14 protein-coding genes are annotated in these 15,251 nt (G+C 65.3%); 10 read left to right on the forward strand and 4 right to left on the reverse strand.

The genetic code is table 11. The annotated features are described in order from the left end of the window. The first annotated feature begins 2 nt into the window (after positions 1-2). The 5 genes from F3J43_RS09405 to gcvH all read left to right on the forward strand — a co-directional run bounded on the left by F3J43_RS09405 (position 3) and on the right by gcvH (position 5,775). Complete coding sequence (locus F3J43_RS09405; RefSeq protein WP_166885079.1) at positions 3-1,226, forward strand: 2-octaprenyl-3-methyl-6-methoxy-1,4-benzoquinol hydroxylase; 1,224 nt, start codon at positions 3-5, stop codon at positions 1,224-1,226. 125 nt (positions 1,227-1,351) lie between these two features. After that, positions 1,352-2,353 carry an extracellular solute-binding protein gene (locus F3J43_RS09410; RefSeq protein WP_166885081.1) on the forward strand — a complete coding sequence of 334 codons (1,002 nt, stop codon included), beginning with the start codon at positions 1,352-1,354 and terminating at the stop codon, positions 2,351-2,353. A gap of 161 nt (positions 2,354-2,514) precedes the next feature. Further along, a complete protein-coding gene (locus tag F3J43_RS09415; protein ID WP_166885084.1) occupies positions 2,515-4,137 on the forward strand; it encodes an ABC transporter permease in 1,623 nt (540 codons plus the stop codon). Between the two features lie 124 nt (positions 4,138-4,261). Further along, entirely contained in the window at positions 4,262-5,344 is a 1,083-nt protein-coding gene (gcvT, locus tag F3J43_RS09420; protein WP_166885086.1) for a glycine cleavage system aminomethyltransferase GcvT, read from the forward strand. A gap of 47 nt (positions 5,345-5,391) precedes the next feature. Beyond that, on the forward strand, positions 5,392-5,775 hold the full coding sequence (gene gcvH / locus F3J43_RS09425) for a glycine cleavage system protein GcvH (protein WP_166885088.1): 384 nt from the start codon (positions 5,392-5,394) through the stop codon (positions 5,773-5,775). Between the two features lie 60 nt (positions 5,776-5,835). On the opposite strand, the gene tauD is transcribed toward gcvH, so the two are convergent. The 4 genes from tauD to tauA all read right to left on the reverse strand — a co-directional run bounded on the left by tauD (position 5,836) and on the right by tauA (position 9,401). Then, on the reverse strand, positions 5,836-6,669 hold the full coding sequence (gene tauD / locus F3J43_RS09430; protein ID WP_166885090.1) for a taurine dioxygenase: 834 nt from the start codon (positions 6,667-6,669) through the stop codon (positions 5,836-5,838). A gap of 116 nt (positions 6,670-6,785) precedes the next feature. Beyond that, positions 6,786-7,622 (reverse strand): taurine ABC transporter permease TauC, encoded by an 837-nt coding sequence (gene tauC, locus F3J43_RS09435; protein ID WP_166885093.1) that lies wholly within the window; start codon positions 7,620-7,622, stop codon positions 6,786-6,788. Beyond that, complete coding sequence (gene tauB / locus F3J43_RS09440; RefSeq protein ID WP_205297768.1) at positions 7,619-8,407, reverse strand: taurine ABC transporter ATP-binding subunit; 789 nt, start codon at positions 8,405-8,407, stop codon at positions 7,619-7,621. Before tauB ends, tauC begins: the two co-directional genes overlap by 4 nt. Positions 8,408-8,429: 22 nt before the next feature. Then, on the reverse strand, positions 8,430-9,401 hold the full coding sequence (tauA, locus tag F3J43_RS09445; RefSeq protein WP_166885097.1) for a taurine ABC transporter substrate-binding protein: 972 nt from the start codon (positions 9,399-9,401) through the stop codon (positions 8,430-8,432). Positions 9,402-9,941: 540 nt separating this feature from the next. Between tauA and F3J43_RS09450 the strand changes: the two genes are divergently transcribed. The 5 genes from F3J43_RS09450 (at position 9,942) to ssuD (ending at position 15,251) form a co-directional block, all read left to right on the forward strand. Then, on the forward strand, positions 9,942-11,270 hold the full coding sequence (locus F3J43_RS09450) for an OprD family porin (protein ID WP_166885099.1): 1,329 nt from the start codon (positions 9,942-9,944) through the stop codon (positions 11,268-11,270). Positions 11,271-11,436: 166 nt separating this feature from the next. Continuing rightward, on the forward strand, positions 11,437-12,075 hold the full coding sequence (locus F3J43_RS09455) for a peroxiredoxin (protein WP_166885101.1): 639 nt from the start codon (positions 11,437-11,439) through the stop codon (positions 12,073-12,075). Positions 12,076-12,386: 311 nt separating this feature from the next. Beyond that, positions 12,387-12,980 (forward strand): NADPH-dependent FMN reductase, encoded by a 594-nt coding sequence (gene ssuE / locus F3J43_RS09460; RefSeq protein ID WP_166885103.1) that lies wholly within the window; start codon positions 12,387-12,389, stop codon positions 12,978-12,980. A gap of 96 nt (positions 12,981-13,076) precedes the next feature. Next, the gene (locus tag F3J43_RS09465) at positions 13,077-14,042 is read left to right on the forward strand and encodes a sulfonate ABC transporter substrate-binding protein (RefSeq protein WP_166885105.1); all 966 of its coding nucleotides are present in this window, start codon (positions 13,077-13,079) and stop codon (positions 14,040-14,042) included. Positions 14,043-14,102: 60 nt separating this feature from the next. Next, the gene (gene ssuD, locus F3J43_RS09470; RefSeq protein ID WP_166885107.1) at positions 14,103-15,251 is read left to right on the forward strand and encodes an FMNH2-dependent alkanesulfonate monooxygenase; all 1,149 of its coding nucleotides are present in this window, start codon (positions 14,103-14,105) and stop codon (positions 15,249-15,251) included.

Here is a 15,251-nt window from a genome sequence, read left to right on the forward strand (position 1 = left end):
GCATGGAAATGCGCGCAGATCTGTTGATTGTCGGTGCCGGTATGGTCGGCAGCGCCCTGGCCCTGGCCTTGCGCCACAGTGGCCTGGAAATTCTCCTGCTCGACGGCGGTCCGTTGTCGGTGAAGCCGTTTGACGCCACAGCGCCGTTCGAGCCACGGGTCAGCGCCCTGTCGGCGGCCAGCCAGCGCATTCTCGAGCGCCTGGGCGCCTGGGACGGCATCGCCGGGCGCCGTGTATCGCCGTATTCGGACATGCAGGTGTGGGACGGCAGCGGCACTGGCCAGATCCATTTCTCGGCAGCCAGCGTGCACGCCCAGGTGCTCGGGCATATCGTCGAGAACCGCGTGGTCCAGGACGGCTTGCTCGAGCGCCTGCACGACAGCGACATCGGCTTGCTGGCCAATGCCCGCCTGGAGCAGCTGCGCCGTTCCGGGGACGAATGGCTGCTGACCCTGGCCGATGGCCGCAAGCTGCGTGCGCCGCTGGTCATCGCCGCCGATGGCGCCAACTCGGCGGTACGCCGCCTGGCCGGTTGCCAGACCCGCGAGTGGGATTACCTGCATCACGCCATCGTCACCAGCGTGCGCTGCAGCGAGGCGCACCAGGCCACGGCCTGGCAGCGCTTCACCGACGAAGGACCGCTGGCATTCCTGCCCTTGGCCCGCGATGGCCGCCAGGACTGGTGCTCGATCGTCTGGTCGACCACGCCGGAGCAGGCCGAGCAGGCCATGGCGATGGATGACGCGGCGTTCTGCAACGCCCTGGGTCGTGCCTTCGAGGGACGCCTGGGCGAGGTGCTGGAGGCCGACCCGCGGGTCTGTGTGCCGCTGCGCCAACGTCACGCCAAGCGTTATGTGGACGAAGGGCTGGCGCTGATCGGCGACGCGGCCCACACCATCCACCCGTTGGCGGGGCAGGGCGTGAACCTGGGCTTGCTCGATGCCGCCGTGCTGGCCGAGGAGCTGATACGTGCCTGCGAGCGTGGCGAGCGCCTGGCCGATGTGAAGGTGCTCAGCCGTTTCGAGCGCCGGCGCATGCCGCACAACCTGGCGCTGATGGCGGCGATGGAAGGCTTCGAGCGCTTGTTCCAGGCCAATCCGCTGCCGCTGCGCTGGCTGCGCAACAGTGGCCTGAAGCTGGTGGAACAGATGCCTGAGGCCAAGGCTGTGTTCGTGCGCCAGGCACTGGGGCTGTCCGGGGACCTGCCGGAACTCGCCAGGGCTTGAGGCCAGGCGTGGGGCCAGCCCGCTCCCACGCTGGCTTTTGCAACATCTGGTAACCGCACAGTGGATGAGTCGGAAAATGGGATTCACTACCATTTGCACCTCTCAACTCAGCGAGGAGTACCCCGATGTTGCCCCGCAAGCCCCTTCTGGCCGCCCTGGCCCTCACATTGTTCGGTGGCACCGCCCAGGCGGCGGACGAAGTGGTGGTGTACTCCTCGCGCATCGACGAGCTGATCAAGCCGGTGTTCGATGCCTACACCGCCAAGACCGGGGTGAAGATCAAGTTCATCACCGACAAGGAAGCCCCGCTGATGCAGCGCATCAAGGCCGAGGGCCAGAACGGCGTGGCCGACCTGCTGCTCACCGTCGACGCCGGCAACCTCTGGCAGGCCGAGCAGATGGGCATCCTGCAGCCGATCAGGTCTGCGCTAATCGACCAGAACATCCCTGCGCAATACCGCGCCTCGTCCCACGACTGGACTGGCCTGAGCCTGCGTGCGCGGACCATCGCCTACTCCACCGAGCGCGTCAAACCGTCGGAGCTGAGCACCTACGAAGCCCTGGCCGACAAGCAGTGGGAAGGCCGCCTGTGCCTGCGCACGGCGAAGAAGGTCTACAACCAGTCGCTGACCGCCACGCTGATCCAGAACCACGGCGAGGCTGACACTGAAAAGCTGGTCAAAGGCTGGGTCAACAACCTGTCCACCGACGTGTTCTCCGACGACACCGCGCTGCTCAATGCCATCGCCGCCGGCCAGTGCGACGTGGGCATCGTCAACACCTACTACTACGGTCGCCTGCACAAAGAGAAGTCAGACCTGCCAGTGAAGCTGTTCTGGCCTAACCAGGGCGACCGTGGCGTGCACGTCAACCTGTCGGGCATTGGCCTGACCAAGCATGCGCCGCACCCGGAAGCGGCGAAAAAGCTGGTGGAGTGGATGACCGGCGAGGAAGCGCAGAAGCTGTTTGCCGACATCAACCAGGAGTTCCCGGCCAACCCGAAGGTGAAGCCTTCCGAAGAAGTGGCGGCCTGGGGCAGCTTCAAGGCTGACAGCCTCCCGGTGGAAGTGGCCGGCAAGCGACAGGCTGAAGCCATCCGCTTGATGGATCGGGCTGGCTGGAACTGAGTTCCACCGCTTATCCTTGCGGGGCCTTCAAGGCCCCCTTCGCGGCTAAAGCCGCTCCCACAGGGGCCGCACAAACCTTGCAGGCAGCACAAAACCTGTGGGAGCGGCTTTAGCCGCGAACGACCGCGCAGCGGTCGCAATCCGCCACAGAGACTCCCGCCTTGCCCCACACCCCCCAACGCCGCTGGTACCCCCCGGTCTTTCTCATCGCCGCGCTGGTCCTGCTGCCGCTAAGTGTCCTGCTGCTGTCCTGGCAGACGGTCGACCTGCAGATCTGGTCGCACCTGCTCGACACCCAGATGAGCCGCCTGCTGGGCAACACCCTGACCCTGGTGCTGGGCGTTGGTGTCGGCGTGACCGTGGTGGGCGTGAGCCTGGCCTGGCTCACCAGTCTCTGCGAGTTCCCCGGGCGGCGCTGGCTGGATTGGGCGCTGATGCTGCCATTCGCCATCCCGGCCTATGTCCTGGCGTTCGTGTTCGTCGGCCTGTTGGATTTCGCCGGCCCCGTGCAGAGCGCCTTGCGCGAAGTCTTCGGGCCAATGCGCCTGCCGCGAGTGCGCTCCACCGGTGGGGTGATCACCGTACTGGTGCTGGTGTTCTACCCCTACGTCTACCTGTTGGCGCGCACCGCGTTCATGGCCCAGGGCAAGGGCCTGATGGAGGCGGCGCGAGTGCTTGGGCTGTCGCCGTTGCAGGCGTTCTGGCGGGTGGCACTGCCCATGGCGCGGCCGGCCATCGGTGCGGGTATCGCCCTGGCGCTGATGGAGACGCTGGCCGATTTCGGCGCGGTGTCGGTGTTCAACTTCGACACCTTCACCACGGCCATCTACAAGACCTGGTACGGCTTCTTCAGTCTGTCCAGCGCGGCGCAGCTGGCCAGCCTGCTGCTGCTGGCGGTGATGCTGGTGCTGTACGGCGAGCGTCGTTCACGCGGCGCCAGCCGCAGCGGCAACGAACGGCCACGGGGGCAGGCGCTCTATCACCTGCGCGGTATCAAGGCGTTCGCCGCCAGCGCCTGGTGCCTGCTGGTGTTCGCCTGCGCCTTCGTCATCCCGTTGCTGCAACTGCTGGTGTGGTGCTGGCAGCGGGGGCGGCATGACCTGGACGAGCGTTATCTCGGGCTGGTGCTGCATACCCTCTACCTCGGCGGCATGGCGGCGCTGATCACTGTCTGCGTCGCCTTGCTGCTGGCCTTCGCCCGGCGCCAGGCACCGACCACCGGCATCCGCGTCGGGGTCGGCCTGGCGAACCTGGGCTATGCCTTGCCGGGCTCGGTGCTGGCGGTGTCGATCATGCTGGCGTTCAGCTACCTCGACAATCAGTTGGTGATTCCGTTTTCGCAATGGCTGGGTGGGACGGGCAAGCCGCTGCTGCTGGGTAGCCTGTCGGCGTTGCTGTTGGCCTACCTGGTGCGCTTCATCGCCGTCGCTTACGGCCCGCTGGAAAGCAGCCTGGAGCGCATCCGTCCGTCGCTGCCGGAGGCTTCGCGCAGCCTTGGGGTCGCCGGGCCGAGATTGTTTTTCAAGGTGTATCTGCCGTTGCTGGTGCCGGGCGCCATGAGCGCTGCGCTGCTGGTGTTCGTCGATGTGCTCAAGGAAATGCCGGCCACCCTGCTGATGCGTCCGTTCGGCTGGGACACCCTTGCCGTGCGGGTGTTCGAGATGACCAGTGAAGGGGAGTGGGCGCGGGCCTCGCTGCCGGCGCTGAGCCTGGTGCTGGTCGGGCTGCTGCCGGTGATCGCGCTGATCCGGCGTTCGGCCCAGCGCCCAGGGCAGTCGCGCTGAGGGTGCCAGGTCGCCTCCTTGCGGCTACAATGCGCGGCACTCGCAGCGACGGGTCCTACAAGAAAAGGTAATGGGTACACATTGCCGTCCGTTGCCGCCTCGCCACGCCCGGAAGGAGAAACCCATGGGACAGCGTACGCCTCTGTATGACCTGCACCTGGCGCTCGGCGCCAAGACGGTCGATTTCGGCGGATGGGACATGCCCCTGCATTATGGCTCGCAGGTCGAGGAGCACCATCAGGTGCGCAGTGACTGCGGGGTTTTCGATGTCTCCCACATGACCGTCATCGATATCGGCGGTACGGCCGCCACGCCCTGGCTGCAACACCTGCTGGCCAACGACGTGACGCGCCTGGAAAGCCCCGGCAAGGCGCTCTACAGCCCGTTGCTCAATGCCGACGGAGGGGTCATCGACGACCTCATCGCCTACCGCACCGCAAGCGGTTACCGCCTGGTGACCAACGCTGCCACCCGTGCCAGCGTGCTGGCCTGGCTGCAGGCGCAAAGCGCCGGTTTCGCGGTCGAGTTCAGGGAGCGCGCGGAGCTGGCCATCCTCTCCATCCAGGGCCCCCGGGCACGGGACAAGGTCGCCGACCTGGTGAGCGCCTCGCGCGCCGCGCTGATCCGTGAGTTGCACCCCTTCGAAGGCATCGCCGATGGTGACTGGTTCATTGCCCGCACCGGTTACACCGGCGAGGACGGCCTGGAAATCATCCTGCCTGGCGAGCAAGCCCCGGCCTTCTTCAACGACCTGGTCGGCGCCGGCATCGCCCCGAGCGGGCTGGGTGCCCGCGACACGCTGCGCCTGGAGGCTGGCCTGAACCTGTATGGCCAGGATATCGACGAAGGCCATACCCCGTTGACCTCCAACCTGGGCGGGAGCATCGCCTGGGAACCGGCCGAACGCGCGTTCATCGGGCGTGCCGCGCTGCTGGCGGAAATCGAGCGCGGCGTGCAGGAAAAACTGGTCGGCCTGGTGCTCGAGGAGCGTGGTGTACTGCGAGCCCACCAGGTGGTTCGCGTCTCCGGGATTGGCGAAGGGGAGATCACCAGTGGTAGTTTCTCGCCTACGCTGAGCAAGTCCATCGCGCTGGCGCGCGTGCCCATGGCCACCGCCGACCGCGCCGAAGTGGAAATCCGCGGCAAGTGGTACCCGGTGCGGGTGGTCAAACCGACCTTCGTGCGCCACGGCAAGATCCTGATCTGAACACTTAACGGCGGGCCGACCGCTGACCCAATCGAGGAAAACAAGACATGAGCCAAATCCCCGCCGACCTGCGTTACGCCGAAAGCCACGAGTGGGCCCGCCTGGAAGCCGACGGCACGGTGACCGTGGGCATCAGCGACCACGCCCAGGCTGCCCTGGGTGACGTGGTCTTCGTCGAGCTGGCCGAAGTCGGCAAGGTGTTCGCCGCTGGCGACGCCGCTGGCGTGGTGGAGTCGGTCAAGGCCGCCTCGGACATCTACGCCCCGGTCGGTGGCGAAGTCATCGCCGTCAACGAAGAGCTGGCCGACAGCCCGGAGTTGCTCAACGAAGAACCCTACGACTCGTGGATCTTCAAGCTCAAGCCAAGCGACAAGGCCGAGCTGAACAAGCTGCTGGATGCTGCCGGCTACCAGGCGCTGATCGGCGAGTAAGCGTTGCGGGGGCGCCTGGAGCGCCCCCTGACGACAGCCCGGGCGGATTCCCGCCGGGTTTCAGAACGGCGCATCCCCGAGGATGGTCGCCCGATGCATCACCCGCCGGTTCGGCCGGTAGTCATCCACCGCGAAATGCTGGGTCACGCGGTTGTCCCAGAATGCCACGTCGTTTTCCTGCCAACGCCAGCGAATGCTGAACTCAGGCCGTGTGGCATGGGCGAACAGCAACGTGAGCAGCGCCTCGCTCTCCAGTTCGCTGAGTTCGTTGATGCGCGTGGTGAAGCCTTCGTTGACGAACAACGCCTTGCGCCCGCTGGCCGGATGGGTACGTACCACCGGGTGCGACAGCGGCGGATTGCTGCGCCGGGTGGCTTCCCAGCGGGCGAGGTCCTGCGCGGTGGTGCCGAAGCGCTCCAGCGGGAACGACTTGGTGAAGTCGTGGGTTGCGGTGAGGCCGTCGAGCAGGGCGCGCAGGGGCGCCGACAAGGCTTCGAAGGCGGCGATGCCACTGGCCCACAAGGTGTCGCCACCAAAGGCCGGCAGTTGCTTGGCACTGAGCACCGCACCCAGCGCCGGGGTCGGCAGGAAGGTCACGTCGGTGTGCCATACGGCGTTGTCGCGCACGTCGGTGACGGCGGTGTCGAGCACCAGTACCTGGGGCGTTTCCGGCACGTTGGGGTAGATCGGGTGGATGTGCAGGTCGCCGAAGCGCGCGGCGAAACGGGCCTGCTGTGCCGGCGTGATCGGCTGGTCGCGGAAGAACAGTACCTGGTGCTCGAGTAGCGCCTGCTCGATGGCGTCGCGCTGTGCCGAGGTGATGTCGCGGCTGATGTCCACGCCACTGATCTGGGCGCCCAGGGCCGGGCTGAGGGGGGTGATGGTCAGGCTCATGTCGGTCTCGCTCAAAGGTTCGTTGCCGCTGTCGGGTAGGCAGATCGAGAGGCTCGGTCGCGGGGCAAGCCCGCGCCCACGCTGGCAGCGGTTTGCCCTGTGATCGTCAGGACGTATCAGTGGCTCTGGCCGTGCCAGGGCACCAGCTTGCGTTGCAGGGCGCGCAGGCCCATTTCCAGGGCGAAGGCGATCAGGGCGATCAGCAGGATCCCCAGCACCACCACGTCGGTGACCAGGAACTGCGCCGCCGACTGCACCATGAAGCCCAGGCCGCTGGTGGCGGCGATCAGCTCGGCGGCGACCAGGGTCGACCACCCCACGCCCAGGCCGATGCGTACGCCGGTGAGGATGTCGGGCAGGGCGCTGGGCAGGATCACATGGCGGATCAGCTGGACCTTGCTGGCGCCCAGCGACTGGGCGGCGCGCAATTTGGCCGGGTCGACGGTGCGCACGCCGGTGGCGGTGGCGATGGCGATCGGGGCGAAGATCGCCAGGTAGATCAGCAGCACCTTCGACAGCTCGCCGATGCCGCACCAGATCACGATCAGCGGCAGGTAGGCCAGCGGCGGAATCGGTCGGTAGAACTCGATCAGCGGGTCGAGGATGCCGCGGGCGATGCGGTTGTAGCCGATGGCCAGGCCCACCGGGATGGCTGTCAGGGTCGCCGCCAGCAACGCCAGGCCGATGCGGCCCAGGCTGGCGCCCAGGTGCTGCCACAGGCTGGCATCCATGTAGCCCTGGGTGAGCAGGCGCCAGCCCCTGGCGAGGATATCGCCGGGGGCGGGCAGGAACAGGGGCTCGACCCAGCCGGCGGCGGTCACCAGCCACCAGGCCAGCAACAGCCCGGCCAGGGTCAGGGCGCTGATCCAGCGGGTCGACAGTTCGCGGCGCGGCTTGGCCACGTTGGGTGGGGTGTCGCCCTTGGCGGCGACAGGCAGGCCCAGGCTGCTCATGCGGACTCCTGCCGACGGGCGGCTTGGCGTTGGGAGAACACCCGCGCCAGCACATGCTCGCGGGTCTCGATGAAGCGTGGATCGGACTTGATCGCCCGGGCCGACTCGCCGGCGGCGTAACGCTGGCCGAAGTCCAGTTGCAGGCGCTCGACCACACGCCCGGGGTTGGGCGCCAGCAACACCAGTTCGCTGGCGAGGAACACCGCTTCCTCGATGTCGTGGGTGATCAGGAACACCGGCTTGGCGGTGCGCTGCCAGACCTGCAGCAGCAGTTCCTGCATCTGTTCGCGGGTGAAGGCGTCTAGGGCGCCGAATGGCTCGTCCATCAGCAGCACGCGTGGATCGGCGGCCAGCGCCCGGGCCAGGCCCACGCGCTGCTTCTGGCCTCCGGAGAGTTGCCAGATGCGCCGCGCGCCGAAGCCGGCCAGGTCGACCAGCGCCAGCATCTCGCGGGCCTTGGCCTCACGTTGCGCGCGCGGCACGCCGGCCAGTTCCAGGCCGAAGCCGACATTGCCCAGCACGTCCTGCCAGGGCAGCAGGGCATCGTCCTGGAACACCACGCCGCGCTCGGCGCCCGGGCCTTGCACCGGCACGCCATCGAGCGTGATGCGCCCGGCACTGGGCGCGACGAAACCGGCGATCAGGTTGAGCAGCGAGGTCTTGCCGCTGCCGGAAGGCCCCAGGGCCACCAGCAGTTGGCGTGGCCCCAGCGACAGGTTGATGTCGGCCAGCACCGGGGTGCTGGCGCCGGGGTACTGTGCGCTGATGCGCTCCAGCTCGAGCAAGGCCATGACGGGCTCCGGGGTCTCAGTTGGGCAGGTACTGGGCGCTGACGTACGGCGAGTAGTCCGGCAGGACCGCCTCGACCTTGCCTTGTTGCTTGAGGAAGGTCGCGGTGTCGGTCAGCGCCTGGGTGGTCGGCGCGCCCAGGGCGCTGGCCTGGTCGGCGGCCAGTGGGTAGACGTTGCCCTGCAGCAGCGTCGGGATATCGCCGGGCTTGGCACCGGACAGCTTGGCCAGCTTGGCCACGTTGTCAGGGGCCGCCAGCCAGGCTTGCGGGTCCTTGCGGTAGTCGGCGTAGGCGTCGAGGGTGACCTTGGCGAACGACTTGACGATGTCCGGGTGCTTGGCGGCGAAGTCCTTGCGCACGATCCAGGCATCGAAGGTCGGTGCGCCCTTGGCAGCCAGCTCGCCGGAGGTGATCAGCACCTTGCCGTTCTCCTTGGCCACGCCCAGGGCCGGGTCCCAGACATAGGTGGCATCGATGTCGCCGCGCTTCCAGGCGGCGATGATCGCCGGTGGTGCCAGGTTGAGGATCTGTACCTTGGAGGGGTCGATGTTCCAGCTCTTCAGGGCGGCCAGCAGGCTGTAGTGGCCGGTGGATACGAAGGGCACGGCGACTTTCTTGCCGATCAGGTCCTGCGGGGTCTTGATGCTGTCGCGGGCGACCAGTGCCTCGCCGGCACCGATCTGGGTGGCGATGAGGAAGGTCTCGACCGGCAGCTTGCGGGTGGCGGCGGCGGCCAGCGGGCTGGAGCCGAGATAGCCGATCTGCACGTCGCCGCTGGCCACCGCGGTGATCACGTCGGCGCCGTTGTCGAACTTGCGCCAGTCGATGCTGGCCTTGCTGGCCTTTTCATAGGCGCCGTCGACCTGGGCGACCTTGGCCGGGTCGACGGTGGTCTGGTAGGCGACGGTCAGGTCGGCGGCCTGGGCCAGCCAGCTGGCGCTGGCGAGGGTCAGGGCGGCGAACAGACGCAGCGGTGCGTGCGGGATCATGGTGAACCTCTCGTCAGGCAACTGGGGGGCTGGATGGCGAGAAGACTAGATGATCTAAGAAATCGAAAATAAATAACCTTTTTGCATTAGCTTAAAAGCCAATCGCACGGTGGCTGGCTGTGGGGGCGCGAGTTGGCAGCAGGCTTGCCCTGCGGTTGCAGCCAGCATCGGGGTCACTGGCGAAATGGGGGAAGGCGGCTAGTCTTTTGCGGTTCTGGCTGGAAGGTCCCTGGCCGGCACGTCGGCAAACGTTTGCACATAACCTAAAGGTATGATTGACGTCGTCGATACAACGTTTTGTCAGAAATGTTCCGAAGTTATTCCGTAAAAATCTTACCGATTCATAAAACGGTCATTTTGGATTTATAGGATTGTCATTATCCTGTAGCGCAGGAAGCGACCTTAGACCAAAGTCGCAGATCGATCGTTAGCGATTGACTTGGCGGTCACGCTTTGGTGCTAAATCGCCAATCCGGGCGAGTGGGGCAACAGACTCCGCCGCTTGAGACGCACAAAAATTAGAACGTAGAGGAGCAAAACATGTACAAGTCCAGCCTGGCTCTGGCCGTGGCACTGGGGGTTATCGCCCAACAAGCAGGCGCTGCAGGGTTCATCGAGGACAGCAAGCTGTCCGTGAGCTCGCGCACCATGTATTTCAACGACGACAACCGTGAAGGCGGTGCTGACAACCGTGAATCGGGTCAGGGCTTCAAGCTTGACTACATTTCCGGTTTCACTGAAGGCACCGTTGGCTTCGGTGTCGATGCACAGGCCCTGTGGGGTATCCACCTAGATGGCGGTAAAGGTCATCATCCTGACAGCAGCACCTTCTTCCCAAGCGACAGCAACGGTTCGGCTGTAGGTCAGTGGGCGCGGGTTGGTGCCAACGCCAAGGCTCGCTTCTCCAAGACCGAGGTGCACTTCGGTAGCGCCCTGGCACCGAACCTGCCGATCCTGGTGTCCAACGATGGTCGTCTGCTGCCGCAGACCTTCGAGGGTGGCACCATCCAGTCGAAGGAAATCGATAACCTGACCATCAATGCTGGTCAGCTGACTCACGCCATGGGTCGTGCTTCGAGCAACCGTACCGGGTTGTCGGTTGCTGGCGCCAGCGCTGACAGCAACAAGTTCCGCTACGGTGGTCTGGACTACAAGCTCACCCCAGACCTGACCCTGCAGTACTACTACTCGAACCTGGAAGACTTCTACAAGCAGCACTTCCTGGGCGCTACCCACGTGTTCAAGATCGCTGACGACCAGTCGTTCAAAACCGACCTGCGCTTCTTCGACAGCAGCAGCGATGGCAAGAACGGCCACGGTGGCGGCTACAACTTCAACAACAACGGTGGCTATGCCAAGAACAGCGGCAAGGTCGACAACAAGACATGGTCTGCGATGTTCACCTATACCCTCGGTGGTCATGCGCTCATGCTGGGTCGTCAACAGGTCGGCGATGACGGGGGCTTCGTCTGGCTGAACCAGGGTAGTGTGGTTGACGGCAACGGTCGCAACGAAGGTGCTGGCGGCTCCAGCTTCTACCTGTTCACCGACAGCATGATCAACCAGTTTGCCCGCGCGGGTGAGAACACCAACTTCGGTCAGTACTCCTATGACTTCGCTGCGCTGGGTGTTCCAGGCTTGAAGGCCTCGGTTGCCTACCTGCGTGGTGATGACATTCGCTACAAGAGCGGTCATGGCACCTACAACGAATGGGAACGTGACGCACGCGTCGACTACACCATTCAGGACGGTACTCTCAAAGGCCTGGGCTTCAGCCTGCGTCAGGGTGTCTACCGCGGTTCGGCTGAAAGCAGCCCCGACAAGGATCAGACCCGCTTCATCGTGAACTACACTTACGCCTTCATGTAAGTCGTAGCATCACCCAAAGAAGCCTCGCCTGATGCGAGGCTTTTTTGTGTCTGCGGTTCGGTATGCAATGTGGTTATAAATAAATCGATATTTATTCTTTTTGTTTTGATCCGGATGCAGGCACATTGAACTCCACAAGGCCAGACACCGCACAGGAGCCGCTTCCATGAGCCTCAAACTTGGCGATATCGCCCCCGATTTCGAACAGGATTCCAGCGCCGGCAAGATCCGCTTCCACGAATGGCTGGGCGACAGCTGGGGCGTGCTGTTCTCCCATCCGGCCGATTTCACTCCGGTGTGCACCACCGAACTGGGCCTGACTGCCAAGCTCAAGGACGAATTCGCCAAGCGTGGCGTCAAGGCCATCGCCCTGTCGGTCGATCCGGTCGACTCGCACCACAAGTGGATCGACGACATCAACGAGACCCAGCACACGGTGGTCAACTTCCCGATCATCGCCGACGCCGACCGCAAGGTCTCCGACCTCTACGACCTGATCCACCCCAATGCCAGCGACACCCTCACGGTACGCTCGCTGTTCGTCATCGACCCGAACAAGAAGGTGCGCCTGACCATCACCTATCCGGCCAGCACCGGGCGCAACTTCAACGAGATCCTGCGGGTGATCGATTCGCTGCAGTTGACCGACAACCACAAGGTCGCCACGCCTGCCAACTGGCAGGACGGCGACGAGGTGGTGATCGTGCCGTCGCTGAAGGACGAAGACGAGATCCGGCAACGTTTCCCCAAGGGCTACCGGGCGCTGAAGCCTTACTTGCGCCTGACCCCGCAACCTAACCGCTGATGAATTCCTCGTTGCATTGCTCTTAGCCATAGCAGGGATATTCGGGCCGTTTCGACGGCCCTTTTTTATGCTCGCCGAAAGGGCTTGGGCAACTGCTCCGTACCTTGGGCCCGCTTCGACAGTCGGGGCCGCTTTGCGGCCCTTTCGCGACACTAGGCCGCTTCTGCAGATGTCGTCCATATATCTCTTGGCGGAATAAATAAATGAAAAAATATGATTTATGGATATATGTGACGAGCTGTTAATGTCATTTCCATCCAGCGGGGCCAACCCCTCGCGGCTCTGCAATCGAATCGAAGGAAGCGCTTTCAATGCTGGTTGTTTCTGTCGGTGGTAGCCCCAGTCTTCGTTCCCGTTCCGGTGTGTTGCTCGATCGCTCCCGCGACTGGCTGCAGGAGCGCGGCGTCGAGGTGGTGACCTTCCAGGTACGCGAGTTCAACGCCGAAGACCTGCTGCACGCACGCTTCGACAGCCCGCAGGTGCGCCACTTCAACGAACTGGTGGCCCAGGCCGACGGCCTGCTGGTGGCCACGCCGGTGTACAAGGCCTCGTTCGCCGGCGCCCTGAAGACACTGCTCGACCTGCTCCCCGAGCGGGCCCTGGAACACAAGGTGGTGCTGCCCATCGCCACCGGCGGCAGCATCGCCCACATGCTGGCGGTGGACTACGCGCTCAAGCCGGTGCTGTCGGCGCTCAAGGCACAGGAGACCCTGCACGGGATCTTCGCCGACGACAGCCAGGTCGCCTATGGCGAGGGCGGCAAGCCCGCGCAGTTGGCGCCGAGCCTGGAGCAGCGCCTGCAGGATTCGCTGGAGACCTTCCATGGCGCCTTGGCGCGCCGACCACGACCGGTCGACCCGGGCGTGCTGAACGAACGCCTGCTCAGTGCCCGCTGGAGCATCTGAGCCCACGCTGTACCGCTTCATCGCAATGCCCACCTTACTCGCCCGCCAACGAGGCCAGCAGGTGCCACCCGAACCTCATTCGCACAGGAGAGCGCCATGCGCACTGTCTTCTTGCGTCGTGGTCTGGTCGCCCTGTTCGCGGCGGCTGTGTCCTTCGGCGCCATCACCCAGGCCCAGGCCGAAAGCCTGCGCATCGGTTACCAGAAATACGGCACCCTGGTGCTGCTCAAGGCCAAGGGCTCGCTGGAAAAACGCCTGGCCGAGCAGGGCATCCAGGTCCAGTGGACCGAGTTCCCCGGCGGCCCGCAACTGCTCGAAGGGCTGAACGTCGGCTCGATCGACTTCGGCGTCACCGGCGAGACACCACCGGTGTTCGCCCAGGCTGCCGGTGCCGACCTGCTCTATGTCGCCTACGAACCACCCGCTCCCCACAGCGAGGCGATCCTCGTGCCCAAGGACTCGCCGATCCACTCGGTGAGCGCGCTCAAGGGCAAGAAAGTCGCGCTCAACAAAGGCTCCAACGTTCACTACCTGCTGGTCCGCGCCCTCGAGGACGCGGGCCTCAAGTACACCGACATCCAACCGGTCTACCTGCCGCCGGCCGATGCCCGCGCGGCCTTCGAGCGTGGCAGCGTCGATGCCTGGGTGATCTGGGACCCGTACCAGGCGGCCGCCGAGCAGCAGTTGCAGGCGCGCACCTTGCGTGATGGCAAGGACCTGGTCGACAACCACCAGTTCTACCTCGCCACCCGCAGCTATGCGACCCAGCACCCGCAGGTGATCGATACGCTGGTCGAGGAGGTGCGTGCCATCGGCGAATGGTCCCGGGCCAATCCGCAGCAGGTCACCGACCAGGTCGCGCCGCTGCTCGGCCTGCCGCCTGACATCACCCTGACCTCGGTGAAGCGCCAGGGCTACGGCGCCGCGCCGCTGACTCCCGAGGTCGTCGCCGCGCAGCAGAAGATCGCCGATGCCTTCCAGGCCCTGAAGCTGATTCCCAAGCCCTTGAGCATCAAGGACGTGATCTGGACACCCCCGGCCAAGGTCGCCAGCGCGCCTTGAACGAATCGCCTGCGCCGCGGCGTCGCCATGGCCAGGGCCACCCTTGAGGAGACAACTCCAATGAGTCTGAATATTTTCTGGTTCCTCCCGACCCACGGTGACGGCAAGTACCTGGGCACCAGCGAGGGCGCCCGCGCCGTCGATCATGGCTATCTGGCGCAGGTCGCCCAGGCGGCCGACCGCCTTGGCTTCGGTGGCGTGCTGATCCCCACCGGGCGCTCTTGCGAGGACTCCTGGCTGGTCGCCGCGTCACTGATCCCGGTGACCCAGCGCTTGAAGTTCCTGGTCGCCCTGCGCCCGGGGATCATTTCGCCGACCGTGGCCGCGCGCCAGGCGGCGACCCTCGACCGGCTGTCCAATGGCCGGGCGCTGTTCAATCTGGTGACCGGCGGCGATCCGGACGAGCTGGCCGGTGACGGCCTGCACCTGAACCACCAGGAGCGCTACGAAGCCTCGGTGGAGTTCACCCGGATCTGGCGCAAGGTGCTCGAGGGCGAGGTGGTCGACTATGACGGCAAGCACATCCAGGTCAAAGGCGCCAAGCTGCTCTACCCACCGATCCAGCAGCCACGCCCGCCGCTGTATTTCGGCGGCTCGTCCGACGCGGCCCAGGACCTGGCCGCCGAGCAGGTCGAGTTGTACCTGACCTGGGGCGAGCCACCGGCGGCAGTGGCCGAGAAGATCGCCCAGGTACGCGAGAAGGCCGCGGCCCAGGGTCGTGAAGTACGCTTTGGCATCCGTCTGCATGTGATCGTGCGGGAAACCAACGAAGCGGCCTGGGCGGCGGCCGAGCAACTGATCTCGCACCTTGACGACGACACCATCGCCCGTGCCCAGGCCTCGCTGGCACGCTTCGATTCGGTTGGCCAGCAGCGCATGGCCGCCCTGCATGGCGGCAAGCGTGACCAGCTGGAAGTCGCGCCTAACCTGTGGGCCGGCGTCGGCCTGGTGCGCGGCGGTGCCGGCACCGCGCTGGTGGGCGATGGCCCGACGGTCGCGGCGCGGGTCAAGGAGTATGCGGCGCTGGGCATCGACACCTTCATCTTCTCGGGTTATCCACACCTCGAAGAGTCGTACCGGGTTGCCGAGCTGCTGTTCCCGCACCTCGACGTGCAGCGCCCGGAACAGCCGAGATCCGCTGGCTACGTGAGCCCGTTCGGTGAAATGGTGGCCAACGACATCCTGCCCAAGTCCGTGTCGCAGAGCTGA

The sequence above is a fragment of the Pantoea sp. Cy-639 genome, from assembly GCF_011752525.1.
Taxonomy (GTDB): domain Bacteria; phylum Pseudomonadota; class Gammaproteobacteria; order Pseudomonadales; family Pseudomonadaceae; genus Aquipseudomonas.